Annotated in this window: 24 protein-coding genes, 1 pseudogene and 2 riboswitches; of the genes and pseudogenes, 15 read left to right on the top strand and 10 right to left on the bottom strand. The window is 66.2% G+C overall.

Annotated features, from left to right (window positions below; genetic code table 11):
• Positions 1-2 precede the first annotated feature (2 nt).
• Positions 3-1016, top strand: a complete 1014-nt coding sequence (locus WBB07_RS27280) for a zinc-binding alcohol dehydrogenase family protein (protein WP_526312490.1) — start codon at positions 3-5, stop codon at positions 1014-1016.
• An 85-nt stretch (positions 1017-1101) separates the two neighbouring features.
• Positions 1102-2001: a universal stress protein gene (locus WBB07_RS27275; RefSeq protein ID WP_526312488.1), complete on the top strand. Its 900-nt coding sequence runs from the start codon at positions 1102-1104 to the stop codon at positions 1999-2001.
• A gap of 13 nt (positions 2002-2014) precedes the next feature.
• Here WBB07_RS27275 and WBB07_RS27270 read toward each other — a convergent pair whose 3' ends face one another.
• Genes WBB07_RS27270 through WBB07_RS27260 form a run of 3 tightly spaced genes read right to left on the bottom strand, consistent with a single transcriptional unit; the run spans position 2015 to position 4837 of the window.
• Positions 2015-3133: a histone deacetylase-like amidohydrolase gene (locus WBB07_RS27270; protein ID WP_526312486.1), complete on the bottom strand. Its 1119-nt coding sequence runs from the start codon at positions 3131-3133 to the stop codon at positions 2015-2017.
• Positions 3130-4623: a sodium:solute symporter family protein gene (locus tag WBB07_RS27265; protein WP_526312484.1), complete on the bottom strand. Its 1494-nt coding sequence runs from the start codon at positions 4621-4623 to the stop codon at positions 3130-3132. Before WBB07_RS27265 ends, WBB07_RS27270 begins: the two co-directional genes overlap by 4 nt.
• Before the next feature lies 1 nt (position 4624).
• The gene (locus tag WBB07_RS27260; protein ID WP_526312482.1) at positions 4625-4837 is read right to left on the bottom strand and encodes a hypothetical protein; all 213 of its coding nucleotides are present in this window, start codon (positions 4835-4837) and stop codon (positions 4625-4627) included.
• A 127-nt stretch (positions 4838-4964) separates the two neighbouring features.
• Between WBB07_RS27260 and WBB07_RS27255 the strand changes: the two genes are divergently transcribed.
• The 4 genes from WBB07_RS27255 (at position 4965) to WBB07_RS27240 (ending at position 8740) form a co-directional block, all read left to right on the top strand.
• On the top strand, positions 4965-5963 hold the full coding sequence (locus WBB07_RS27255; RefSeq protein ID WP_526312480.1) for a LacI family DNA-binding transcriptional regulator: 999 nt from the start codon (positions 4965-4967) through the stop codon (positions 5961-5963).
• 6 nt (positions 5964-5969) lie between these two features.
• Positions 5970-6833 (top strand): universal stress protein, encoded by an 864-nt coding sequence (locus WBB07_RS27250; RefSeq protein ID WP_526312478.1) that lies wholly within the window; start codon positions 5970-5972, stop codon positions 6831-6833.
• Positions 6834-6887: 54 nt separating this feature from the next.
• Positions 6888-7778, top strand: a complete 891-nt coding sequence (locus WBB07_RS27245) for a hypothetical protein (RefSeq protein WP_526312476.1) — start codon at positions 6888-6890, stop codon at positions 7776-7778.
• A 92-nt stretch (positions 7779-7870) separates the two neighbouring features.
• Positions 7871-8740, top strand: a complete 870-nt coding sequence (locus WBB07_RS27240) for a ribonuclease H family protein (protein WP_526312474.1) — start codon at positions 7871-7873, stop codon at positions 8738-8740.
• A 31-nt stretch (positions 8741-8771) separates the two neighbouring features.
• On the opposite strand, the gene WBB07_RS27235 is transcribed toward WBB07_RS27240, so the two are convergent.
• Genes WBB07_RS27235 through WBB07_RS27220 form a run of 4 tightly spaced genes read right to left on the bottom strand, consistent with a single transcriptional unit; the run spans position 8772 to position 12229 of the window.
• On the bottom strand, positions 8772-10421 hold the full coding sequence (locus tag WBB07_RS27235; RefSeq protein ID WP_526312472.1) for an ATP-binding domain-containing protein: 1650 nt from the start codon (positions 10419-10421) through the stop codon (positions 8772-8774).
• A 59-nt stretch (positions 10422-10480) separates the two neighbouring features.
• Positions 10481-10864, bottom strand: a complete 384-nt coding sequence (locus WBB07_RS27230) for a type II toxin-antitoxin system VapC family toxin (RefSeq protein ID WP_526312470.1) — start codon at positions 10862-10864, stop codon at positions 10481-10483.
• A complete protein-coding gene (locus tag WBB07_RS27225) occupies positions 10861-11076 on the bottom strand; it encodes an antitoxin (RefSeq protein WP_526312468.1) in 216 nt (71 codons plus the stop codon). Before WBB07_RS27225 ends, WBB07_RS27230 begins: the two co-directional genes overlap by 4 nt.
• A gap of 52 nt (positions 11077-11128) precedes the next feature.
• The gene (locus tag WBB07_RS27220; protein WP_526312466.1) at positions 11129-12229 is read right to left on the bottom strand and encodes a hypothetical protein; all 1101 of its coding nucleotides are present in this window, start codon (positions 12227-12229) and stop codon (positions 11129-11131) included.
• A 234-nt stretch (positions 12230-12463) separates the two neighbouring features.
• Here WBB07_RS27220 and WBB07_RS27215 point away from each other — a divergent pair, with 234 nt between their 5' ends.
• The 5 genes from WBB07_RS27215 (at position 12464) to WBB07_RS27195 (ending at position 16185) form a co-directional block, all read left to right on the top strand.
• A complete protein-coding gene (locus tag WBB07_RS27215; protein ID WP_526312464.1) occupies positions 12464-13354 on the top strand; it encodes an RNase H family protein in 891 nt (296 codons plus the stop codon).
• A 59-nt stretch (positions 13355-13413) separates the two neighbouring features.
• Complete coding sequence (locus WBB07_RS27210; protein WP_526312462.1) at positions 13414-13770, top strand: DUF732 domain-containing protein; 357 nt, start codon at positions 13414-13416, stop codon at positions 13768-13770.
• Positions 13767-14513 carry a hypothetical protein gene (locus WBB07_RS27205; protein WP_526312460.1) on the top strand — a complete coding sequence of 249 codons (747 nt, stop codon included), beginning with the start codon at positions 13767-13769 and terminating at the stop codon, positions 14511-14513. The genes WBB07_RS27210 and WBB07_RS27205 overlap by 4 nt, the downstream gene beginning before the upstream one ends.
• Positions 14514-14600: 87 nt before the next feature.
• Positions 14601-15290 (top strand): DUF4352 domain-containing protein, encoded by a 690-nt coding sequence (locus tag WBB07_RS27200; RefSeq protein WP_526312458.1) that lies wholly within the window; start codon positions 14601-14603, stop codon positions 15288-15290.
• A 76-nt stretch (positions 15291-15366) separates the two neighbouring features.
• Entirely contained in the window at positions 15367-16185 is an 819-nt protein-coding gene (locus WBB07_RS27195; RefSeq protein WP_526312456.1) for a hypothetical protein, read from the top strand.
• Positions 16186-16279: 94 nt separating this feature from the next.
• Here the strand turns inward: WBB07_RS27195 and WBB07_RS27190 are convergent, their stop codons facing one another.
• Positions 16280-17236, bottom strand: a complete 957-nt coding sequence (locus WBB07_RS27190; RefSeq protein ID WP_526312454.1) for a metallophosphoesterase — start codon at positions 17234-17236, stop codon at positions 16280-16282.
• A gap of 414 nt (positions 17237-17650) precedes the next feature.
• Positions 17651-18313 (bottom strand): NrtR DNA-binding winged helix domain-containing protein, encoded by a 663-nt coding sequence (locus tag WBB07_RS27185; RefSeq protein ID WP_526312452.1) that lies wholly within the window; start codon positions 18311-18313, stop codon positions 17651-17653.
• Positions 18314-18390: 77 nt separating this feature from the next.
• Here WBB07_RS27185 and WBB07_RS27180 point away from each other — a divergent pair, with 77 nt between their 5' ends.
• The 3 genes from WBB07_RS27180 (at position 18391) to WBB07_RS27170 (ending at position 21824) form a co-directional block, all read left to right on the top strand.
• A complete protein-coding gene (locus WBB07_RS27180; protein ID WP_526312450.1) occupies positions 18391-20229 on the top strand; it encodes an ADP-ribosylglycohydrolase family protein in 1839 nt (612 codons plus the stop codon).
• 14 nt (positions 20230-20243) lie between these two features.
• On the top strand, positions 20244-20654 hold the full coding sequence (locus tag WBB07_RS27175; RefSeq protein WP_526312448.1) for a hypothetical protein: 411 nt from the start codon (positions 20244-20246) through the stop codon (positions 20652-20654).
• 187 nt (positions 20655-20841) lie between these two features.
• A riboswitch (SAM riboswitch) is annotated at positions 20842-20953 on the bottom strand.
• 121 nt (positions 20954-21074) lie between these two features.
• A riboswitch (SAM riboswitch) is annotated at positions 21075-21184 on the top strand.
• 223 nt (positions 21185-21407) lie between these two features.
• The gene (locus WBB07_RS27170) at positions 21408-21824 is read left to right on the top strand and encodes a hypothetical protein (RefSeq protein WP_526312446.1); all 417 of its coding nucleotides are present in this window, start codon (positions 21408-21410) and stop codon (positions 21822-21824) included.
• Positions 21825-21844: 20 nt separating this feature from the next.
• On the opposite strand, the gene WBB07_RS27165 is transcribed toward WBB07_RS27170, so the two are convergent.
• Positions 21845-22051, bottom strand: a complete 207-nt coding sequence (locus WBB07_RS27165) for a hypothetical protein (protein ID WP_526312444.1) — start codon at positions 22049-22051, stop codon at positions 21845-21847.
• Between WBB07_RS27165 and WBB07_RS27160 the strand changes: the two are divergent.
• Positions 22026-22155: pseudogene (locus WBB07_RS27160) on the top strand (ATP-binding protein); the annotation flags it as partial. The gene WBB07_RS27165 and the pseudogene WBB07_RS27160 overlap by 26 nt on opposite strands.

Raw genomic sequence — 22155 nt, 5'->3', positions numbered from 1 at the left:
GCATGGCCGCTCGGACAATGCAGGCGTGGCGCGTACAAACGCCGGGACCCATCACCACCCACCCGCTCCGGTGGACGCAGGCCGACGTGCCGGTTCCCGGTGCCGGCGACGTCCTCATCGCCGTGCTCGCCTGCGGGGTGTGCCGCACCGATTTGCACGTCACCGAAGGTGACCTCCCGGTCCATCGGCCCCATGTCATCCCCGGGCACGAAGTGGTCGGCGAGGTGGTCGCCACCGGGGCCGCTGTCGGTGAGGTCGCCGTCGGCGACCGGGTCGGTGTCGCATGGTTGCGGCACACCTGCGGGCAGTGCCGCTACTGCCTGCGCGGCGACGAGAATCTCTGCCCGGACTCGCGGTACACCGGGTGGGACGCCGACGGTGGTTACGCCGAGTTCGTCACCGCGCCTGCGGCTTACGTACACCGGTTGCCGTCGGGGTACACCGACGCCGAGCTGGCTCCCCTGCTGTGCGCCGGGATCATCGGCTACCGCTCGCTGTTGCGGGCCGAGCTGCCCGCCGGCGGTCAGCTCGGCATCTACGGGTTCGGGGGAAGCGCTCACCTCACCGCGCAGGTTGCGCTGGCCCAAGGCGCCGAGGTCCATGTGATGACCCGCGGGCAGCAGGCGCAGGAGTTGGCCCGCTCCCTGGGTGCGGCGTCTGTCCAGGGCGCCTACGATCGACCGCCGGTGCCGCTGGATGCGGCCATTCTCTTTGCGCCCGTCGGTGACCTCGTTCCCGTCGCACTCGAAGCACTCGACCGGGGCGGCACACTCGCTGTCGCCGGTATCCACCTCAGCGACATACCGGTGCTGAGCTATCAGCGGCACTTGTTCCAGGAACGTCAGCTGCGGTCGGTCACCTCGAACACCCGGACCGATGCACGTGCCTTCCTCGACTTCGCCGCTCGCCACCACCTCCAGGTCACCCATCCCCACTACCCGCTGGACCAGGCCGATGTGGCGCTGCGCGACTTGAGTTCCGGCCGGTTGGCGGGCGCGGCGGTCTTGTTGCCCTGACATCGGGGACCGATGACTCCTTACCAAGGCGGGCGACTCGTCCTAGCCTGGAAGTACCAGTCCGATGGGCAGGGAGGACAGAACAATGTCTGCCTTTGCAAACCGCCAAGAACATGGTTCGGAGTCTCCGAGGGGTGTGATCGTCGCCGCGGACGGATCGCCGTCGTCGGCGGCGGCGATCGCCTGGGCCGCACGTGAGGCCGCCTTGCACACCGCCCCCCTGACGTTGATCCATGTCGTGGCACCGGCGGCGGTGATGGCCTGGTCGGAGCCGCTGACGGTACCGGGGTTCACCGAGTGGCAGGCGACCCGGGGCCGCACGATCCTGCGAGACGCCGTCCGGGTGGCCGACGAGGCATCCCGCGGGCTGGCCGAAGTTCAGACCGACACCGAAATGCTCACCGGCCCTGTCATTTCCACATTCATCGAGTTGACGAGGCACGCTGCGCTGATTGTTGTCGGCTGTCGCGGTCTGGGTGCGGTGGGACGCACCCTGCTGGGATCGGTGAGTTCCGCGCTGGTCCACCACGCGCATTGCCCGGTGGTGGTGATCCACGGCGAACAACCGCCCACAAATGCCCCGGTGGTCGTCGGTGTCGACGGTTCCCCGGTGTCGGAGCGGGCCGTGGCGATGGCGTTCGACGAAGCGTCACGCCGTGGCGTCGGCCTGATCGCCGTCCACGCCTGGAGCGAAGCGGGTGTGCTCGACTTCCCGGCCTTCGACTTCGCGCCGCTACAACAGGCGGCCCGAGTGGTCCTGGCGGAACGACTGGCCGGCTGGCAGGAACGCTATCCCGATGTACACGTCGAGCGTGTCATCGCCTTCGACCGGCCGGCGCCGCAGCTGCTGTTGCAGTCCGAACGCGCCCAGCTGGTGGTGCTGGGCAGCCATGGTCGGGGCGGATTTTCGGGCATGCTGCTGGGTTCGGTGAGTTCGGCGGTGGCCAATCACGCCAAGGTGCCGGTATTGGTCGCCCGCCGGTAGCTCCGTGGGTCTGTTACAGCCGCAGTGCCTCGGCGATCAGCGCCGCCTGTGCGATCACCGCATCCTGCCACGGTTGCAGCAGGTGCGCCGGTGAGGAATCGAAGCTCTCTGCAAAGGGGTCGGGTACTCCGGTCTCGTGTCCGGTGAGTGCTTCCAGTACCGCCAGCCCGCAGAACGGGACGTGCACCGGCGAGTAGCCGCCTTCGTGGGAGAACACGATCTTTCCCCCGCAGACGTTATCGGCCAGCGACACCAAAGCTGTTGCCATGTCCTTGAATCCGCCGGATGTCACGGTCATACACCCCAGGGGGTCGACGGCTCCGGGGTCGAATCCGCTGGAGACGAAGATGATCTCGGGCCGAAAGCTCGTCACCGCGGGCACCGCAACCCGCTCGATCGCCGCCAGGTAGGCGCCGTTGCCGCAGCCGGCCGGCAGCGGGACGTTGATGTTGGTGCCCTCGGCGCCCGGCCCACCGGTGGCGGTGACGGCACCGGTGTCCAGTGGGAACAGCCGGTCCTGGTGCAGCGACACGGCCAGTACGTTCGGGTCGTCCCAGTAGATGGATTCGGCGCCGTTGCCGTGATGGACGTCGTAGTCGACGATCGCCACTCGCTGCACGCCGAACTGCTCGCGTACGTATTCGATGGCCACAGCGACGTTCGAGAACAGGCAGTAGCCCATCCCGGTGTCACGTCGGGCGTGGTGACCGGGCGGACGCACCAGGGCGTAGGCGTTGTCCACGGTGCCGGTGAGCACGGCTTCGGCGGCGGCGATGGTGCCACCGGCCGCCAGCCGGGCGATGTCGTAGGAGCCCGGACCGAATGGGGTGAATCCGTCGCCGCCGTCGCCGCCGCGGGCGTTGCTGTCCCGTTCGATGCGCTCGACGTAGGCCGCCTCGTGCACTCGCAGCAGGTCATCCTTGGACGCCCAGCGCGGTTTCACCCGGACCAGCTGGTCGATCATGCCCGAGACTTCCACCAGCCCAGCCATTCTGGACTTTGATTCGGCGCTCTCGAAGGTCATGTGGGGTTGGTTGAAACCGCCGGACGGGGCAATGCCGACGTGGGAGCCGGTGTCGTGCCAGGCGTAGCGTTCATGCCAGACGTAGCCGGTCCGTCGTTGTGCAGTCATTGCAGTTGCCCTTCGGTTTCTGGGGTGTGCAGGGAGTCGAAAAGCTGGTCCACACGGTCCTTTTCATCGGACGAGGCGGGCATCGCGTAGGACACCGCCAGGTAGACGGCGAAGTTGACCACCAGCGCGGCCACCCCGGAGGTGAGACCACCCAGCGCGGGGATCGCGATCGGGTACATCACCTGCAACACGCAGGCGGTCGCGAAACCCAGCACCATCGCCGAGCAGGCCGCCGCCGCGGTGCCGCGGCGCCAGAAGATCCCGAGGAACACTGTCGGCGCCAGCTGCACGATGCCCTGATAGGACACCTGCGCCAACGCCACCATCCCTGAGGACAGCACATCCGTCGTCGCCACCGCGACCGCACCGGCGAGCAGCGTCAGGACCCCGACGGCAATCTTGCCGGTGCGGGCATCCTCGACGCGGGCGCCGCGGGCGACGCCGACGACATCGTTGGCCACCTGGGCGCCGAGCGCCTGCAGGTTGGCCCCGACGTTACCCATGGTCGCGGCCAGCACACAGAGCCCGGCGAGCGTCAGGAGCACCGGCCCGCCCACCGAAGCAGTCAGGAACCACACCTCGTCCGGGGCCTCGGAGACGCCCGGCAGGGTTGAGGCCGCCATCGCGAGCAGGCACAGCGACGAACCGAAGATCAATAACAGCGGCGAGGCCATCACGGCGGCCCGTTTGATCGTGCGGGTGCTGTTGGAGGCGAACAGGCGGACAAAGATGTCGGGCCAGCACCAGCCGCCCAGCGCGCCGGTGGCCACCAAGGCGAACAGGTACAGCGGACCCTCGGCGCTGCCAGGCCCCGGCAGGGTGAAGAAGCTGGAGTCCACCTCACCGAAGCCGTGGCCGTTGGTCAGAAGCCAGGTGAGCAGCCCGAGGATCAGCAGGGTGCCGACCAGGTAGGCCATGATCCCCTGGACCAGATCGCTGGTGACCAGGCCGCGAGCCCCCAACCGCACCGTCCACCACTGCCGCAGCATCAGCACGGCGATGCCGATCAGGGTGGCCGCCGCGACCGGCACCGCCCCGAAGGACAGGAAGCTGAATACCAGGGTCAGCGACTGCATGCCCAGCACGATCCACGGGAACGACGCGATCACGCCGATGACGGCCGCGATCACCCGGACCGCGGTGGAGCCGTAGCGCAGGCCCAGCAGATCGGCCTGGGTGCGCAGGTCAAATCGTTTGCCCCACTCGTGGACGGGCCTGGCCAGCAGGAACATCAGCACGACGGCCAGGATCGAGTAGGAGACGAAGTAGAAACCGATGGCGCCCGCACTCGCCGCGTAGCCGGCGAAGGCGATGAAGATGGTGCCCGGCAGCCAGGTGTTGACAAATGCCATCGACGAGAACACCGGGCCGAAAGATCTTCCTGCCGTGGCGTATTCGCTGAAGTCAGCGCTGTCCTTGGTGCGCTGCAACACCACGAACAGGATCCCGAGGAAGACGGCGACGCCGCCGTAGCCGATGAGGATGTTCATGTCAGCCTTCCCCGGCGGAGCTGTCGAGGGCGTACATGATCACCAGCGAGAGCACCCCGACGACGCCGGTGAGCAGGAAGTACCAGACCGCACCGTGGCCGAGGATCCAGGTCAGCGGCGGGAAGAGCAGCAGCACGAAGTTGAGGATGGCCAGCGCGATGATGATCTTCGCGCTGGCTGTCTTCGGTGGGCGTGTGGCGTCGTTGGCCTTCATCCGTCTCCTTTTGCCGGAACGTTCCGGCACTGTGTTGAGACTGGCGTCACACGGTTCTGATGTCAAGGGGGAAATCGTGAATGGCGCGTTCCGAAATCAAGAGTTAACAACTGACTACGATGACCCCATGGCTGCCCGGCGAGTGACGATCATCGAGATCGCCCAGCATGTCGGGCTGTCCAAGACAACGGTTTCCGATGCGCTGCACGGCGGCGGTCGAGTCTCCCCCGCAACCGCCGCGCGGGTGGCCGACGCCGCGCGCGAGCTCGGCTACGTCACCAACCGGGCCGCCCGCCAGCTGCGGGGCAGCACCGTCGGGGCATTTGGGCTCTACATCCCCGCAGTCGCCAGGAGCTTCAACTTCTACATGGAGTTCGCCTTCGGAGCGGCACACGGCTCGGCCGAGCACGACGCCGACCTGGTGTTGTTCGCGCGAGATCCCGATGTGGGCCCGCGCCACTTCCAGGTCGACGGCGTGATCGCGGTCGACCCCCTCGACGGAGACCCGATGCTGGCGCGCCTGGCCGATTCCGGCATCCCGATCATCTCGGTGGGGCGGCCGCCGGAGATCATCGCTTCGGCGGTCATCGCCGTGATCCAGGCTCCGCACACTGCGATCGCCCGCGATGTGCTGGACCTGTTGCACGACGGCGGTTTCCGCAAGCCGGGATTCATCGGCTCGGACCGGCAGTTCTTCTCGTCGTGGGCCGACGACGTGCGGCACAGCTACCTGGATTGGTGCGCCGCTCACCACGTCGAACCGTTGGTCCGGGATCTGGCGCTGACGTCGGCCACCACCGACTTGCAGGACGCGGTGCGCTCACTGCTCGATGCGGGTATCGACTCGTTGGTTTGTGCGCCACAGGGATTCGGTGGCCGCTGCCTGCCGATCCTCGAGCAGTTCGGTATCGAAGCCGGTCCGGCCTTCGGGGTGGCGTCGCTGGTCGGTGACCCCTCGACCGAGTTCGGGAACGTCCGGATGACAGTGGTGGACATGGCGCCGTGGAAGTTCGGCCGCGATACGGTGAACCTGCTGGCGGCCGCGCTGGCCGGGCACGCCGACGGCTACCTGCATTCGTTCGACGGGACCAGTATCCGCAAGCCTGACCTGACCCACGAGGAATAGGGAAACATGGGAACCGAAATAATTGTCGGCGTTGATGACTCGCCCTGCTCGGCCGTCGCATTGCGGTGGGCCGCCGAGGAGGCGGTGCTCCGCGGAGCCCCGCTGGTGCTGGTCTACGCAGCCATTCCGGGCACGGTGGCCACCTGGTCATCGTCGACGTCATTGCCCGCCGCCCTGGTGGAATGGCAGCGCGAAAACGGCGAGGAGATCCTGCGCGACGCCCTCAAGGAGGCGAAGCAGATCACCGGCGAAGCCGTCTCGGTGACAACGGATCTGGCGACCGATGCGCCCGCCCCGACCTTGATCGAGCATTCCCGTCACGCACAACTGGTGGTCGTCGGCAGCCATGGGCGCGGCGCCCTCGCCCGGACCGTCCTGGGGTCGGTGAGCACGGCGCTGCTGCATCGCTCACACTGCCCGGTGGCCGTCATCCGAGAGGAAGACACGCCCCGTCCAGCCGACGGTGCGGTGTTGTTGGGCTTCGACGCCTCACCGTCCTCGGAACAGGCAACATCGTTGGCCTTCGAAGAGGCCGGCCGCCGCGGGGTGGAACTTGTTGTCCTGCATGCCTGGTGGTCACCCGGATCCTATGACCTGCCCGGGTTCGACTGGGACACCACGAAGGCGGACGTGGACGACAAACTGACCGCGCAGCTCGCGCCGTGGGTCGAGCGTCACCCCGATGTCGCGGTCCGCCGAGTGGTGGTGCGTGATCAGCCTGCGCGTCGGCTGGTCGAACAGTCCGAGACGGCGCAGTTGATCATCGTCGGTGGCCACGGCCGCGGCACCCTGGCCACAGCACTGCTGGGTTCGGTGAGCACCACGCTGGTGCAGGCCGCGCAGCGACCAGTGATCGTGATGCGAGGCTGAGCCACCCTGCCGCTTCGAAGCCGCGGCTATCGTCGTGGGGAGGAGGGCACCGGGATGTTGGAACCAGAGTCGACGGCGGCGCGGCGCGAGATCGCGCCCAAGGACGTCTTCGGGCGGTCGAACATGCCGTCGCGCTGGGAACGGTTGACGGGTGTCTCCCCCAAGACGGCACCGGACAGGAAGTACCTCGCGTTTGTCGCCGCCCGGTACCGGGGCGACCGCCGTCTCCCCAACCCACAGTCGCTCGCCATCCCGTACGAGTTGCGGCTCCGCGAGCGGACCCAGCAGTTCAGCTGGGTGCTGATGGCGCTGGCGGTCGGTATCGCCCTCATCGGGATGTCGTCGGAGCAGGTGCCCCTCGTTGTGGTGGCCGGTGGGCTGCTGATCGGGGCGGTGGGCGTGATGGTCACCGTTGCGCACACCACCGATGCAACCGTGCAGCGGTATCGCGACCTGAAGCAGCGGGCGGAGGCGGCGCACCAGCGTCTACATGCCCAGGCCCTCCACTCGGCGGACGCGGACACCATCAACACCATGATCACCTGTGATGAAGGCACGCTGACCTATTGCGCTGCGAAGATTGCCTCCGAGATCGAGCAGGATCCGGCGTGGGAGGCCAGCTCGACCGCCTTCGTCCCGATCGACCTGTGGGATGAACTCGCCGAGATCAGCGCCAGTGCCCGGCAGATCGCCACCGATCGCGAGGAATCGGAGAACCTGCAGCGGGGTCATCTGCGCGACGACCCTGAGATCAGAGTCCTCATCGCCGAGGAGAAGCAGCAGCGTCAGGAGGCCATCGCGCTGCTGGCCGCCCGGGTTGCTGCCTTCGCCGACTACCGGGACCGGGTCCAGCGCCACGGCGCCCTCACCCGCCGCGAGACCGGGACCGCCGACCGCGTTGCCCGCAGGGTGGTCGACAAACAGGCCGGCGACCGGCTGCGCTGAGGGATTGTCGCGCTGGGTGGCGCGGCACCGGTGGGCGTTTTTGTCGGTGGCCTCCCGTAGGTTTCCTCCACATCATTGACCTGGGGGAATTCATGAACACTCGACCGATCCGCACCATTGCGCTGCAGGTGGACACCGTGGACGGCGAAACACAGTTTTGTGCGGTGGACGGCGATCACTCCTGGTCCGGACGTGTGAATGCACCCAATCTGGAGACCGCCGTGCTGGACGCGGCGGCGCAGATCCGGGCGCAGAGCACCGTTCGGGACCGGGTGCGGCTGTTGGTGGACCTGGATGCGGACAGTCATCTGTGGGCGCACGCATCGGAGGTGGCAATGCTGCTGCCGGGGGTGTCGATCGAGGCACCAGGCCCCTTCGATCAGGCGTTGATGACAGCCGCCGCGGGCGGGCTGCAGCCCGCAGCACCGGTCGAGGGCCCGCCGCTGGTGGTGGCCACTGACGGCTCGGTGCGCGGCAAATTCACCGGGTACGGCTGGCTGGCCGACAGCGGCGACTTCGACCTGCGCGGCTTCCCGCACGCAGGCTGGCAGGTCGGCACCAGCGCGGTGCTGATCTCCGAGCTGCGCGCCATCGACAATGCAATACGCCACCTGCCGCAGCGGTCGCTGACGGTACTCACCGACAGCCGCGAGGCGATCACGATGCTGCAGAAGTGGATGGCCGGAGAGGACACGCTGCCGGCCGGCTACACCACCGAGCGTCGCAGCGGCACCGCGGGACTGGTCGAGGCGCGGGAACGGATCCGGCTGCAGCAGAACAGAATCAACCTGTGCTGGGTTCCGGGACATACCGGCGACCTGCTCAACGAGGGCGCCGACGCCCTGGCCCGGCTGGCATCGCGGTACGCCCAGGGTGACCCCCAGCTGTCCCGCACCCAGTACCGGGAGCGGGCCGCGGGCATCGCCGAGGCGTTCTCGACGGCGTTCCGGACGGCGGCATAGTTCGAGTTGCGATGGGCAGCTCGGGGCGACGTCAGCTTCCGAGCAGCCGCCTCGCCAGATCCGCGCCACCCACCTCACGGATGAACTCCGGATCACCGCAGACCACGAGTTGGTCACGAGCCCTGGACAATCCGACGTACAGCCGTTCGCGAGACCGCTCGAATTTGCTCGAGTCGTTGACCACCAGCACCACGCAGCGACGCTCGAGCCCTTTGAAGCCGAGCACGTGCCCGTAGAACACCTGATCGGTGTCCCAGAAAGAATCCCAGTAAGCGGCGTGGCCGTCTCGCTGTCGTTCGGTCTGCTCGGGGTGCCGGCTGCCGGTGGTGAGCAGTGCAAGATCCTCGGGCCGCCAGCCCTGTTCGATCAGCAGCTCGATTTGGTCGTCACCGACCCCCATCGCTTCATCGCGACTGCACGCAATGAAGGTGACGGCCGGCCCGTCGCCGCCGAGGAAACGCATCGGGTGGTCGACCAGCGGCTGGAACGCGTTGGCGATCTGCCGGGTGTTGCGCAGGTTGTGGTCGAGGATCAACGGCACCAGGGGCACCGGCGGCGAGCCATGCCGGTTGAACACCCGCTGCCCCTCGTCGCTGAAGAGGTAGAGCCCACCGTCGATCGGGTCACGCAGCGCGGCCAGCAGCGGATCCCACCACGCGTCGGCGAAGTCCTGCGCCTCGTCGACCACCACCGCGTCGAACCGTTGCCCGGGTTCGAGTTGCTCGGCCAGCGACGCCATCTGCAGCGGCAGGTCGTGCTCCCAGAACCGGACGGTCTCGTCGGTGCGCAGTGACTCGTCCGGTCCGGCCGGCGCACCCCACTGCACGCCGAGGGCGTGGAACTCCCCCACATAGGCCGGTCGCTGCCCACGCGGCCAGCCCGCGGTGATGCGTTCGAGGTAGGACGCCAGGCCGTGTGAGTAACAGACCAGCGCCACCCGTTGGCCGCGGCCGGCCAGGCGACGGGCCTGCTCCACCGCCAGGAAGGTCTTGCCGCTGCCGGCGCCGCCACGGACCTCGACCCGGTTGAGCAGGCGGATGGCGTCCAGGATCACCGCCTGGTGTTGGGTCAGCGCGTCGGCGGCGTCCTCGTTGGCCAGGGCGCGGGCCACCACGTCCCGTTGCGGTAGGCCTCGACCACTCAATGCCGTTGCCAGCTGGTCGATCCCGTCGCGGGTCAGCAGCGGACGGTCCAGTTCCTGACGGATCAGGATCTCGCGCAGCCGGTCGGCGAGATGCGGTAAGTCGTTGCGGTCGATCACCTTCCAGCGTGGGCAATCCGGAAGGTCGAAGTCGTCGGGCACATCGGTGTTGGGCAGCACGATCACGTGGTCCCACCGCAACCGGTCCTGCGTCCAGCGCGGGTCCTTCTCCACGAAGTGACGCAACGAGTAGCAGGCCTCACGAGCCTGGCGGACCGGATGGATCACATGCTTGCGGCCGCCGCGGATTTGCCGCCAGGTTTCGCCGTCGTGCCAGACCTCGCCGCCTTTGACCTCGAGGCAGACGATGCCGGCGCCTTCGATGCCGACGACGAAGTCGACTTCGTGGTCTTTGAGATGGTCGGTGACGCGCTGCCCCGGAACGACGAGGTCGCCTGCTTCGAGTTGGTCGATGAGCGCCTGATAGGTGCTGCGCTCGGACGCGTTGAGCCGTGGACTCTCGTTCGGCGTGATGCTCACCGCGCCGCCACCTCCCCCGTTAGCTGTTCTGAGCGATACTGACAGATGGTTGCGTCAGGTCAGGCGCGCACCACTGAAATCACGCACCGGGGCCCGTTCGCGCCGGCTAACCGTGCATCGGCGGTCATCAGTGGACAGTCAAGGTTCTCGGCCAACGCAACGTAGAAGGCGTCGTAGGCGGTGACCGAATTCCGCAGTTCCCAGACCCGGTCGAGCAGCGGCACTGCGTCGTAACGAAGCAGTCCCAGCTGTCGCCAGACGTCGAGCCCCTGCCGAGCGTGAGTGTCGGCGATCTGTCCCGCGGCAACCTGCCGTCGCAACGCACTGACCACTTCCGCGTCGATCAGATGTGGTGCGTTGATGGTCTCGCCGGCGACAGTCCTGCGGGCCGCACCGTCGTTCAGCAGCGCCGCCACCGCCGCAGACGCGTCGAGGACGATCATCGGCGGTCGGCATCGACCTGCTCGACGATGGCCCCCACCGGGATCTTGAGGTCCGGCAACGACGCAAGTAAGGCGGCGTTGTCCACTCGGCGCGTCGAGGCATCGAGCTCCCGGATGGCGGCTGCCGTCACGGAGGTGCCGGCAGCACGGGCCAGCCTCTCGAGGCGGTCCATCACATCGTCGGGCACGTTACGCAAATGCAGGGTTCGCATAGGCCGAGTGTATGCATTGTGCTGTCTATACGCTAGCATTCTGCTAGCGCGGTCACGCGGCATTGCTGAGTCGATCGACTGCCGCCAGAGCATCTTTTGTCAGCCCATCTCGAATGCCTTTGCGCGCGTGAGCGAACGGCACAAACGCCCGAAGCAGATCCGGGAGCCGGAGAATCGAGGCCACGGACGCGTCGTAACGGTGGCTCAACGACTCGCACGCCAGCTGCGCGATTCGTCCCGCGCTCCATTGCAGAGGATCCCCGGTGCCGGTGTTCTCGCAGACTTCAGACAGCAGCTCTCGGAGGTGGCGGCGATCGAAGGCGCGGCCCGCGGGCGTCGCGAAGAACTCCTCGAACACCTCGCTGCCATCGTCTGGATCCCAGTCGGGTTTCTCGTACGCCGCGCCGCCGTCAGGCAGGTACTGGATGAGCCAACGCAGAAGCGGTCGGGCACCCGGCCAGCTCGCCGGGTCCGGCCCGTCACGCCAGAAGCCGCGGGCCAGACCCTGCGCAATCCACGCCCGCGCATCAGCCAAAGTCATGTCCTGAGTGGTGAAGTCATCGACATCACGATGGCGGATCCGGTCAAGCGCCACAGGAAGGACTGCCGCGTCAGCGATGTCGTCGAAGCGGTAATGATCGAACATCACCACGCATGTCAGATCGAACTCGCCGGCCAACCGCATGCCGACCATCACCTGGTCGCGGTCGCCGAGTACGTGCTCCAGCCGCACCGCTCGTAGTCCCTCGACGGACGTCAGATCTGACATCCAGTGCGGAAGTGCGTCCTGCCGACGGGCGAGTTCCGCATGGCAACGCTGCTGGATCGACGGATCGTCGACCAGCGCGGCGAGCACCGTCAACAGTGCCGTGCTCTCGGGAGCCTCAATTGAGATGCACTCGTCGACGAACACGGCAAGATTCATCGTCGGCTCCGATCGGCCACGCCGGAAGGACGCGTAGCGATCGGGTGTCAATGTCTGGACCACGACGCTGACCAGTCCGAGGAAGTCCCCTGGGTGCCCGCGGTCAAGGGACAGCCGCAGCGTGTCCGTGAACGGTGTCTCCTCCGGCGGCATCTGCGCCTGCCGATTACTGCGCGACGTATTGCGTTGCGCCCGCCTCGTGTTGCGGCGCTTACGTGAGTTGGTCATGGCGCGGACGGTACGCGCGGACTCCGACACGACAGGAGGACCGACTGAGCCCCGCCGCGGCGGCCTCGGCAGGCGATCTGGATGCAGACGGCAGGCCCGATTACCGGCCCGCACGGCCGCGCGAGAACGCTCCGCCGATTTCTGTCATACCCCCGTCGTATGTTCGCTGGAGTCATTGATCCGGGGGGATTCCAGATGAAAAACCGACCGTTCGCTCGACCGCGCGCAAAAGCTGTGAAGCCTGCTCGTCCGCAGCCGTTGGCGACCGTCGCTCTCGCGATGGTGTGGGCCCAGGGTGAGTTCCATTTCCACGCGGTGGACGGCACCCAGTCGTGGGCAGGCACCATTGATACGCCCAATCCTGACGCTGCCGTCGTCGAGGCCTTGTCACGGATCATCCCGGGTGACTCGCAGCGCGCCAGGACGCGGGTTCTGGTGCGACTGCCCCCGAGCTGCGAGACGCTGAGGGAGACAGCCACACTCGCGGCGCTGGTGCCTGGCGTATCGATCGACGCAACCGCGGACGCCGATCACCCGTTGATGAGAGCCGCCGCTGTCGGGCTGGCAGACGACCTGCTGCCCACGCCGCCCATCGACCCAACGCCGCTGGTGGTGGCCACCGATGGTTCGGTGCGCGGTACGGTCACCGGGCTCGGCTGGCTGGCCAGCTCGGGTGTTTACGGGCTGCGCAGGTTCCGCCACTCCAGGGCGCAGGTGGGCCGCAGTGTGGCCCTGATCGCCGAGTTGCGTGCGATCGATGAGGCGGTGCGTAAGCTGCCGTCCCGTCACCTGACCATCCTGACGGACAGTCTCGGCGCGCTGGACATGGTGCGACGCTGGACCGTCGGAGACGACGTGCTGCCCGCCGGGTACACCACCGAGCGGCGCTCCGGCGTCGCGGGACTGGTCAAGGCGCAACGGCGAATCCGCGCGCACCAGCACCGAATCGACGTGCAGTGGGTCAAGGGCCATCAGGGCCATCCGCTCAACGAAGGCGCCAACGCACTCGCGCGGTTGGCGTCCGGGAATGCCCGCCGCGGCGGCGGACTCACCCGTGCCGGCTACCGACAGCGTGCCGCCGGAATGGCCGAAGCGTTCTCGAGCGCCTATCGGGAATCGCAGTAGCCGATTTCTGTCGGTGCCGTGTTCTACAGTCAGTTTCATCGTGTTTCCAGGGGGGAATCATGCACGGAAGTAGTGTTTTTGCAGCAGTATTCGCTGCGTCGGCGTCGTTGGTGGCGGCGGTGGCGGTTGCCGCGCCGGCCCAGGCCGATCAGTACGAGTTCATCTCGTTTCTGGACAATTCGGGGGTGAGTTACGGGTCGATCATCGACATGATCGACATCGGCAAGGCGGTCTGCCACGACCTGCGTAGCGGTGACACACCGCCGATCGTGCTGGCCAGGTTGGCCAATGTCGGGTTCGCGCCCGCAGAAGCGTCGCTGGTGCTGGTGTCGGCAGTCGGGCACCTGTGCGTCGACGCCAAAGCCGGTGTCAATGATTGGGCCCTTCGGCAGGGCTACACCGGGGTGGCATTGTGAGCAGACGGGTGCATGTTGTGCTGGGGTCACCGTGGAAGGAGGCGGTGATCCGGCACCTGGAACCGCGATCGCCGTACCGGCCGTGGTCGCACGTTGCCGAGGTGCGTGAGAACGACTACGTGGTAGTCGTTTTCGACACAGAGCCGGCGTTGGTGCTGACAGAGATCGGCAAGATCGGAAGCGACCTGGACGTCGGCTCGGCGATCGGCCGGTTGCGCCGCGAGTGGATGTTCACCGACGCGGTACCGGTGACACAGCTGGGTATCGAGTTGCCGCAGGGCACGATCGACGGCACCGCAGCTGCCGACGTGGTAGCCGCGGTGAGAGCGCAACGTTTCCGAGCTGAGCGTGAAGATCGGTTTGGTACGTCGCCTTTGGCAGCGGCCCGGGTGCTGCTGGAGTCTGGCGGCAGCTGCACAGGATGCGGGGCTGCACTGCCGCTCAAGGGTCCGGACGCGCGGGCGTCGGTGACCGTGCGGACTGCCGAGGAATCGCCCAGCGATTGGCCCGCTGCGTTGTGTCCGGCCTGCCGGGATGCCATGCACGCCGGAGCTTTCGAGTCGTTCCTTGATTTCAAGTACTTTCTGCACCCGCAGTGCCCGCAGTGCGGCCGACGGCGGAGCAGACGGATTGCGTTCGGTATGCCGATCACGCCGTTCGATCAGCCGCCGTGGGTGGATCACCGCGGCTGTTGTGTGACAGACACATGGTGGGTGTGCTCGCACTGCCGCCACGAGTGGTAGCGGCCGGCTCGGAACTTCCAACGTCAGCGCTGGCGCAGTGCGCCAGCGCAATTCACCAACTTCAGCATCAACGAAAGGCAGAGAACAATGAACTATCCCACGACCCCGGCAGGCTGGTATCCGGACCCGACCGGGAAGGGGCAGCGCTTTTGGGATGGACAGGCGTGGGCGGCCGCGCCCGCTCCCCCGCCGCCGAAGAAGGGGAAGTCCGGCAAGATCGCGGCGGGCATCGTCGCCGGATTTGTCGGGTTGATCGTCATCGGCAATCTGGGTGATGACGACACCAGGCCGGCGGTTTCGTCGTCGGCTGAGTTGTCACCTGCTGAATCGTCGAGTGTCGACGCCAGCACGGTTCCGGCCGCGGCTCCTGTACCCGCAGTCCCCGTGGTGCTTCCGGGTGTCGGCGAGGAGGTGCGCGACGGCAAGTTCGCCTTCGTCATCACCGGGATCGACCGATCGAAGATCGCCGGCGACCTGTCGAACCAGTTCATGCAGGAGGAAGCGCAAGGTGAGTTCATCAATGTGCGCATGGCAGTCACCAACATCGGGGACGAAGCGCAGACATTCTTCGCGACCAATCAGAAGTTGATGGCCGCGGGACGCGAGTACGAAGCCGACAGCTTGGTCGCGATGTGGACAGATTCTTCGAGTGTCGAGATCAATCCCGGCAACAGTATTGCAGCCGTGGCGTCATTCGATGTGCCGCCCGGCACGGTGCCGGAGACGATCTCGCTGCACGACTCCTTCTTCTCGGGTGGGGTCGACGTTCAACTATGAGAACTGACTGCAACGCTCGGCGACGTCCGAGTTTGTTCGCACTTGCTTGGAGGCGGACGCGGTGATGGAGATCTTGGTGACCGTGGGAACAGTCGCCGTGGTGATCGGCGGGATGTTGTTGCTCAGTGCGCGACGTTCCGGTCGGGAAGCGCCTGCGCGCATGAGGTCTGGCACGCCGGACCTGTCCGATGAGGTGCCGGGTGTGCCGCGCAAGATACGGGACGAGATCGAAGCGAAGGTCGCTGAGGATTTTTCACCGACCGCTGTGGTGGTGCACAGCGCCGATGCGTTGACCGCCCTGCTGGCCGAGAAGCTGCCGGCGTGGCCGTGGGCGGCGTTCGCCTCCGTCCTGGTGCAGCGCCGGAATGCGTTGCAGCACCGGCTGCGCGACAACCGCCTCGAGTTCATGATCCCGACGGGTGAGTCCGCCCGCACCGACAACGACGTGGTGCGCTTTGTGATGGACCGGATGTCCGATCTCACCGCGTTGACCGACCAGCTCGAGCAGTTCATGCTCAGCGCTGCCTTCCGGGACTTGGTGAGCACCATCGGCGACGATGACGACGCGGACGCCGGCGACGTCCTACACACCGCGAATCGACTGATGGACATCCACGACCGGTTCCTGGAACTGGCCGAGCGCTGCCGCGGTGTGCAGGTGCCCAGTGAACACACTGCGCTGATGCGCGATTGTGCCCGGCTGGCCAGCGTTCCGCTGGAGGGGTACCGGAAGTTCGTCGACGACTTCACCGCTTTGATCGCCAAAGTGCCAGGCTGGTTGCATTACAGCGACGGGGATGTCGACGCGGGTCAGATCGTGCTCGCGATCGACATGGACGACGACGAGTTGTTGGACCGGATTTTCACCCAGGTGCGGCGGGTCATGAACAGGTGAGGAGCGTGTAAGCGGCTGCGTCGAAGGGCTTCCCGCTCGCTGGCGATGAACCAGGTCAGCTCGGGCCAGTGACAGTCGGCCCTGACTGCGCTGATCAGCCACCGACCTGAACGAAGTTCTCCGGCTTGATCTCGCTTTCCCCGGACCACCGGTAAGCGGTCATCGCCCCACCTTTCACCGCGCTGAAGTCCAGACAAGCGGTTTTTGATGTCCAGTCGGTACCTTCTTCGGGAACACCGCTACGCCAGTAGTGCCCGAAGAACACCGGCACGGATCCCTCGTACACGTACGACTGCGCCTCATCGGACACCGCGATCTCCGGAAGCTCCGGGTACGGCTCGCCGTCATCTGTCGTGAAATTGCCTGCGATCAACGCCAAGTCACGCAGAGTGGATCCGGCACTCCACCAACAGATCCGGGCCCGATCTCGGCGGTGATTGTCTTTGTCCCGATAGGCCGGTTGCCCGTAGTCGACCAGACTGAGCTCAGGCCCTTTCAACAACAGCTCCACATCGGTGTAGAGCGGGTCGCCAGGATCGGCGGATCTCACCCATTGCTCGGTGGTGCTGAACCGGTTCGAGCCCAGATCGCGCTCAACGGCCCGGATGGTGGCGTCGTGCCAGCAGGCGTGCACCACCCTCAACTCGCCAAGATCGAGCCACAGCGGCAGCGTTCGGAACCAGTCGAGGTAGCTCCGCCGAACACCGTCCGTCACCTGATCCAGGAACGAGCGATGCTGCTGCTCGTTCTTGGCTGTATGCGGGCGAAGATAGTCGCCGCTGCCGACGGGCCACTCCGTGCCGTAGGAGACGGCGTTGAACTCGTGGTTGCCCATCACCACCTGAGCGCCGGCATCGGCAGTCGCCTTGACCATCTCCAGCACACGCAGCTGGCCCGGGCCGCGGTCCACCAGGTCGCCGACAAAGATCAGCGATCGGGACGGGTGCCCAAAGCCGCCCGATGCATCCGCCCGATAGCCGAGGGCGCGCAGCAGCGCTTCGAGCTGGTCGGCGCATCCGTGGACGTCGCCGATGATGTCGTAGCCATCCATGCAGTGATCCTTTCAGGTCCTGAGCTGTGTCACGTTCACGCCGAAGGCACGGGAGAAGGCGTCGATCGACACTGACCGTCCCGCCGGCCACTGACACCGCCACTGCCGCAGAGGTACATCCGCATCCGGCTCGAGGGCCGCTGATAGGCGTCCGTACTCCTGCTCACGCCAAGTGCGAAGTCGATCATCACCCCGTGCGAATTCGACGAGGCGCGCGATACCTGCGGCGGTCTCCTGGGGTGGAAGTCCAGCCTGGACACCTATGCCGTTCATCAGACTTTGCCGGCCGAGTGCGAAGCCGGTCGCCCTGCGGCAGTCCTCGTGGCGGCAGGACTGCCAGTGCACCGGTAGGCCAGGACGAGACGGGCTGTGGGCGGCCAGGTATCCGAACTGCCGTCCGCTCGTGAGCTGTTGTCAGCGTAGCTCAGGGCTCCGACGAAACAGCTCCGCCGGCCGACCCCGCCCGCCGGTGGACATCTCGCCCGTCGCGGTCAATTGCGGTTCCATCGTTCGGCGGAACCAATCCCGTTGCAGCGGATGGCCGGCGACCGCTTCGTGCGCGAGGTGCAGTTGCCGGATGGTGAACTCGTCGCCGAGAAGCCGGTCCGGGTCCGGCGTCGCGGCATAGCGGCCCCGCAGGTAGCCGACCGCCAAGTCGATGATGGCCGGGTGGTCATACGGCAGCCGACCGACTGAATCGATCGAGACCAGTCGGGTCCTGTTGGCGAACCGGGTCTGGAGACGCTCGGGCTGCACCACGTCGACGTGCGCGACGGACAGCACCCAACCGCGGTCGTCTCGGGTCGGGTCGTCGAACACGTGCAGTTGCCGTGGTTGCAGCCCTCGCACGTTGGCCTTGTCCTCCAGCGCGCGACCGACCGCGACCGCAAGGGTCTCCCCCTCGTGCAGGAACGTCCCCGGCAGGGCCCACCCCGGCGCGTTCGGTCGGCGGACCTGGAGCACCACCAAGCCGAGCTCGGAGTCCAGAGTCAGCACCGCAGCATCCACCGCGACCGATGGTCGTGGGTAGTCAGTCAGCGATCGTCCGCTGCGGTCCTGGGGCAACTGAGCGTTCATGTCAGTCCAGGAGCGTACCCTTCCACATTTAGAGTATATCTGCTCTAATTGATTCAAGGGCAGGGAGGAAACCGATCATGACTTCACAACACGACCGAATCGAAGGTGTACTGCTGGGCACTGCGGCGGGTGATGCACTCGGTGCACCATACGAATTCGGTCCACCACGCGGCCCCGATCTGACTGTGGAGATGGCCGGCGGTGGACCGTGGGCACCCGGAGAATGGACCGACGACACCGCCATGGCCATCGCCATCGCCGAGGTCGCCGCCAGTGGCGCCGACCTGCTCGACGAGTCGGCGCAGGATGCAATTGTCACCCGCTGGTATGAGTGGTCCGAGAAAGCCAAGGACGTCGGCAATCAGACCCGAGCCGTGCTCGACCAGGCAGGCCGCGGCGGCGCAGTGTCGGCGCGCGCCGCGGCGGTAGCCCACCACCAGCGCACCGGCCGTAGCGGAGGCAACGGGTCACTGATGCGGACCGCGCCGGTCGCGCTCGCCTATCTCCACGACGAGGACGCGCTGGTGACCGCGGCCCGCTCGTTGAGCGAGTTGACCCACTCCGACCCCGATGCCGGCGATGCCTGCGTGTTGTGGTGCAGCGCGATCCGGCACGCGGTGAGGACCGCGGAACTCGATGTCCGCGTGGGACTGCGCCACCTCGACCCGGACCGCCGCGGGCTATGGCGGTCTCGCATCGAGGCGGCAGAAGCTGCTGCGCCGTCCACGTTTCCGAGGAACGGTTGGGTGGTTTCGGCGTTCCAGGCGGCCTGGTCGGCAATCTCAACCACTCCGGTTCCGCGCGAGGACCCCGCTCGTCATTCGTTCCGGGCTGATCACTTCCGGCTGGCCGTGGACGCCGCAGTGCGGGCAGGCAACGACACCGACACCGTAGCTGCGATTGCCGGCGGGCTGCTGGGCGGGGCCCATGGCGCGTCGGCAGTGCCACTGGCCTGGCGACGGCTGTTGCACGGCTGGCCCGGCCTGACTGCGCACGGCGTCGTGACGTTGGCGGGCGCGATCGCCAAGAGGGGTGCGCCGGATCGCCTCGGCTACCGCTATTGCGGCTGCGACGTCGAGGTCCAGGTGCCGCATCCTGTCGACGTAGGTGTCGATGCCGCTCTGGGGGATGTTCGTGGGGTGTTGTCGGATGCACTTCCCAACGGAGTATTTCAGGAGGCCAGAACGCGCCGGCCAATTGCGCAAGAATCCGTCAGTGAGTCTGCTGCGGTGGATTCGACGATGCGGTGGTGTGGCGTGCTCGATCCGAATCAACTCGCGGGCGCAGTAGTCACCGCGCGTCATCGGCTCGCGGATGCCGCCAAAGCCGGCGACTGGCCAGCTGTGTTCGCATTGCTCGATACCGGCGAGCCATATTTCGACGTCAACGGATGCAGGCCGGGCGGCACTGCCTGGTTCACGCCGTTGCATCAGGCGGCGTGGCACTGCGCGCCGGCGCCGGTGGTTGTGGAGCTGATGCGCCGCGGCGCGTTACGCTCGCTGCGGGATGCGAAAGGTCGCACTCCCCAGGACATCGTGCATGAGCGTTGGCTGGCCGATAAACGGCACTTTGGCCGAGTCCTCAACATTCTTCGGCCACCGCGCTCTCCCTTCACCCTGGAACAAAAGAGGGCGATCGATGATCACTTGGCGCGGGTGATCGATGATCGGATCAGTCACCTCTACCGAGGCCAAGATCCGCGTTCAATTCTTCGGTATCCACCGGTCGAGATTCTTCATGAAGTTTCGGGACGACAGCTCTGGTTCCCGATCCCCGGCATGTACGGCGGCTTCAATATCCAGCTCCGCGACGAGCACTTGGAGGTCAGCAGTTGGAGTCGCGTGATCGGCGGTTCCGGTCAGAAGCACGTGGTGACCGAATACGGGGCGACCCTTGTGGACGAAAGCTTTGTCTGACGAAAGGAGAAGAAGTGGTCCCCAGGTTGGTGGAACATTCAGATTCCAACGAGCTCGAGAGGTACAACGTCCGAGAGCACTACACCGAACGGCTGGTGCTGGTGGCTGCCGTGTGTCGAGAGCTCGAGCATGCGCCCGCAGGTAAGGGACTGAGAAGGCCCGGGACGGCGCTGACCCTGTTGTCCCGCTGGATGCGAACGGTATACGACGTACCCGATCGCGGTGATATCAAGTTCAACTACGGCTTGGACGACACTCGGCTGGCAGAGTTCGCAGGCGACATGAAACCGGAACTCGAACTGGGAGCCACAGTGTGCGACGCGCTGGCCATGGCCTTCACCGCCGATAAGGACTGGGAGTACGAGTCCGACCTCGAACGGGTGCGTGGAACTCTCGATGCGTACTTGCAGCACTGCGATACCTAGATCGCCGCCCGCCATGGGTTTCACCGACCGGCTGTGAGCTCGCTCGGGATCTAGAACGCACAGCTGTGGAAGGTTCGATGAAGTTGCATATTTGGCGTTTCGGCAATTCTCCCGCGAGGAACATCTGGTGCAGGCGGCAGCGTAAATCCCGCAGACATTCTCGCCCCTTCCCAGCCCCCAACCACCGGAGGCGCTCTTGCCTGCACCGGTCGGTGTAGACCGCTTCGTCGTCCGAGCCACCCACGAGCGTGGGGTTGGCGTACCGTCCAGTCGGAGCTTGGCGACGGGATCTCGCGAAGTTGATACAGGAAGCAACGTGCGGGGCCGATCTATTCCTCCGATCGTTCCGAACCCGTTCTGCGCGAACGTGTGATGCCGAATCCCGGGTGTCTGTCGGTGGTCGTCGCTATGCTGGCACCAGCTCTCGAGCGGACGGCCATTCGGGTACCTGGCCCGCCGTCACGGCAACCGCGCCTCACCGCACGGTGCCCCAGGGGAAGAGCGGGCACGCGTGCGTGCAAGTGGTGAGCGTCCGACGGTGGCGTTGCCAGAAGTGGAATTGCGATGACAGAGGATCGATTGACGCGGGCTGACGCCGCCTTACGCGAGCGCATCGACGAACTCTCCGTGCATATCCCGTGCGGCCAACTGCGCGGCCCCATCCAGCGCCCAAGCCAGCATCGCCCTGATCTGCCTGTGAAGTGGCAATCGTGCCGCGACGAAGACCACCCCGTGAAGTGGGAAGGAGTGGACGTGTCGCGGCAGTACGATCTGTGCGTCGTCTGCTTCCGGTCTACGGCCGGTGGCATCACCCGTTGGTCCTGGCTGGCGTGCGCGGACTGTCGCGCCATCAACGATGACTTCGGAAACAAGCTGGGCCACAGTCCCTTTCCGCTAGGTCGCCACAGCATCATGAACGGAGTCGGGGTGCGCGGTTCAGCGTCGCCGGAGGTTCGCAAGGAGCAGGCCGACCAGCTCGTGAAGTTCGCCCGGGGCAATCCGCGGCTGAACGACTGGCGGACTGAGGAGTACGAACGGTTGGCGGCCGCATTCGAGGCCGACGCTGACGTACCTCTCCGCGAATGGCAGCAACGGTGGCCACCCAGCCGAGATGCTTCCCAAGATGCGTTTCGACGACTTCTCGAAGCACCACGACACCCTGGCCCGTAGTGCTCAAGCAGTGTCGAGGGTTAGGCCGACAGTCGATCGCGCACCGACGCAAGATCTGAGTCTGAAAGGTCAAGGTTCAGAGACGCCCAGGACGGCATCGAGTCGATTGACTCCTCGCTCTGGTCCGCGTCGATCTCAATCTCCATGTCAGTGTTCCAGCGCGCCTTGTGATCGTCCGCGGTAACAGCCTCGGGGAACAGGTCAGGATCGTCGATCACCCAGGCCACGTTCGACTACCTGTCGAGTCTGGAATGGATTCGAGCGCAACAGAATCTGTCCGTTATCGGCCCACCTGGAACAGGCAAGAGTCACCTGCTGATCAGCTGCGGGC

This window comes from Mycobacterium sp., assembly GCF_049647605.1.
Taxonomy (GTDB): Bacteria; Actinomycetota; Actinomycetes; order Mycobacteriales; family Mycobacteriaceae; genus Mycobacterium.
This window is presented reverse-complemented; position numbering and strand designations above follow the sequence as displayed.

Coding starts and splice junctions, on each gene's coding strand:
- WBB07_RS27280 (WP_526312490.1), top strand. CDS start 3: ATGGCCGCTCGGACAATGCAGGCGTGGCGCGTACAAACGCCGGGACCC.
- WBB07_RS27275 (WP_526312488.1), top strand. CDS start 1,102: ATGTCTGCCTTTGCAAACCGCCAAGAACATGGTTCGGAGTCTCCGAGG.
- WBB07_RS27270 (WP_526312486.1), bottom strand. CDS start 3,133: ATGACTGCACAACGACGGACCGGCTACGTCTGGCATGAACGCTACGCC.
- WBB07_RS27265 (WP_526312484.1), bottom strand. CDS start 4,623: ATGAACATCCTCATCGGCTACGGCGGCGTCGCCGTCTTCCTCGGGATC.
- WBB07_RS27260 (WP_526312482.1), bottom strand. CDS start 4,837: ATGAAGGCCAACGACGCCACACGCCCACCGAAGACAGCCAGCGCGAAG.
- WBB07_RS27255 (WP_526312480.1), top strand. CDS start 4,965: ATGGCTGCCCGGCGAGTGACGATCATCGAGATCGCCCAGCATGTCGGG.
- WBB07_RS27250 (WP_526312478.1), top strand. CDS start 5,970: ATGGGAACCGAAATAATTGTCGGCGTTGATGACTCGCCCTGCTCGGCC.
- WBB07_RS27245 (WP_526312476.1), top strand. CDS start 6,888: ATGTTGGAACCAGAGTCGACGGCGGCGCGGCGCGAGATCGCGCCCAAG.
- WBB07_RS27240 (WP_526312474.1), top strand. CDS start 7,871: ATGAACACTCGACCGATCCGCACCATTGCGCTGCAGGTGGACACCGTG.
- WBB07_RS27230 (WP_526312470.1), bottom strand. CDS start 10,864: ATGATCGTCCTCGACGCGTCTGCGGCGGTGGCGGCGCTGCTGAACGAC.
- WBB07_RS27225 (WP_526312468.1), bottom strand. CDS start 11,076: ATGCGAACCCTGCATTTGCGTAACGTGCCCGACGATGTGATGGACCGC.
- WBB07_RS27220 (WP_526312466.1), bottom strand. CDS start 12,229: ATGACCAACTCACGTAAGCGCCGCAACACGAGGCGGGCGCAACGCAAT.
- WBB07_RS27210 (WP_526312462.1), top strand. CDS start 13,414: ATGCACGGAAGTAGTGTTTTTGCAGCAGTATTCGCTGCGTCGGCGTCG.
- WBB07_RS27200 (WP_526312458.1), top strand. CDS start 14,601: ATGAACTATCCCACGACCCCGGCAGGCTGGTATCCGGACCCGACCGGG.
- WBB07_RS27190 (WP_526312454.1), bottom strand. CDS start 17,236: ATGGATGGCTACGACATCATCGGCGACGTCCACGGATGCGCCGACCAG.
- WBB07_RS27185 (WP_526312452.1), bottom strand. CDS start 18,313: ATGAACGCTCAGTTGCCCCAGGACCGCAGCGGACGATCGCTGACTGAC.
- WBB07_RS27180 (WP_526312450.1), top strand. CDS start 18,391: ATGACTTCACAACACGACCGAATCGAAGGTGTACTGCTGGGCACTGCG.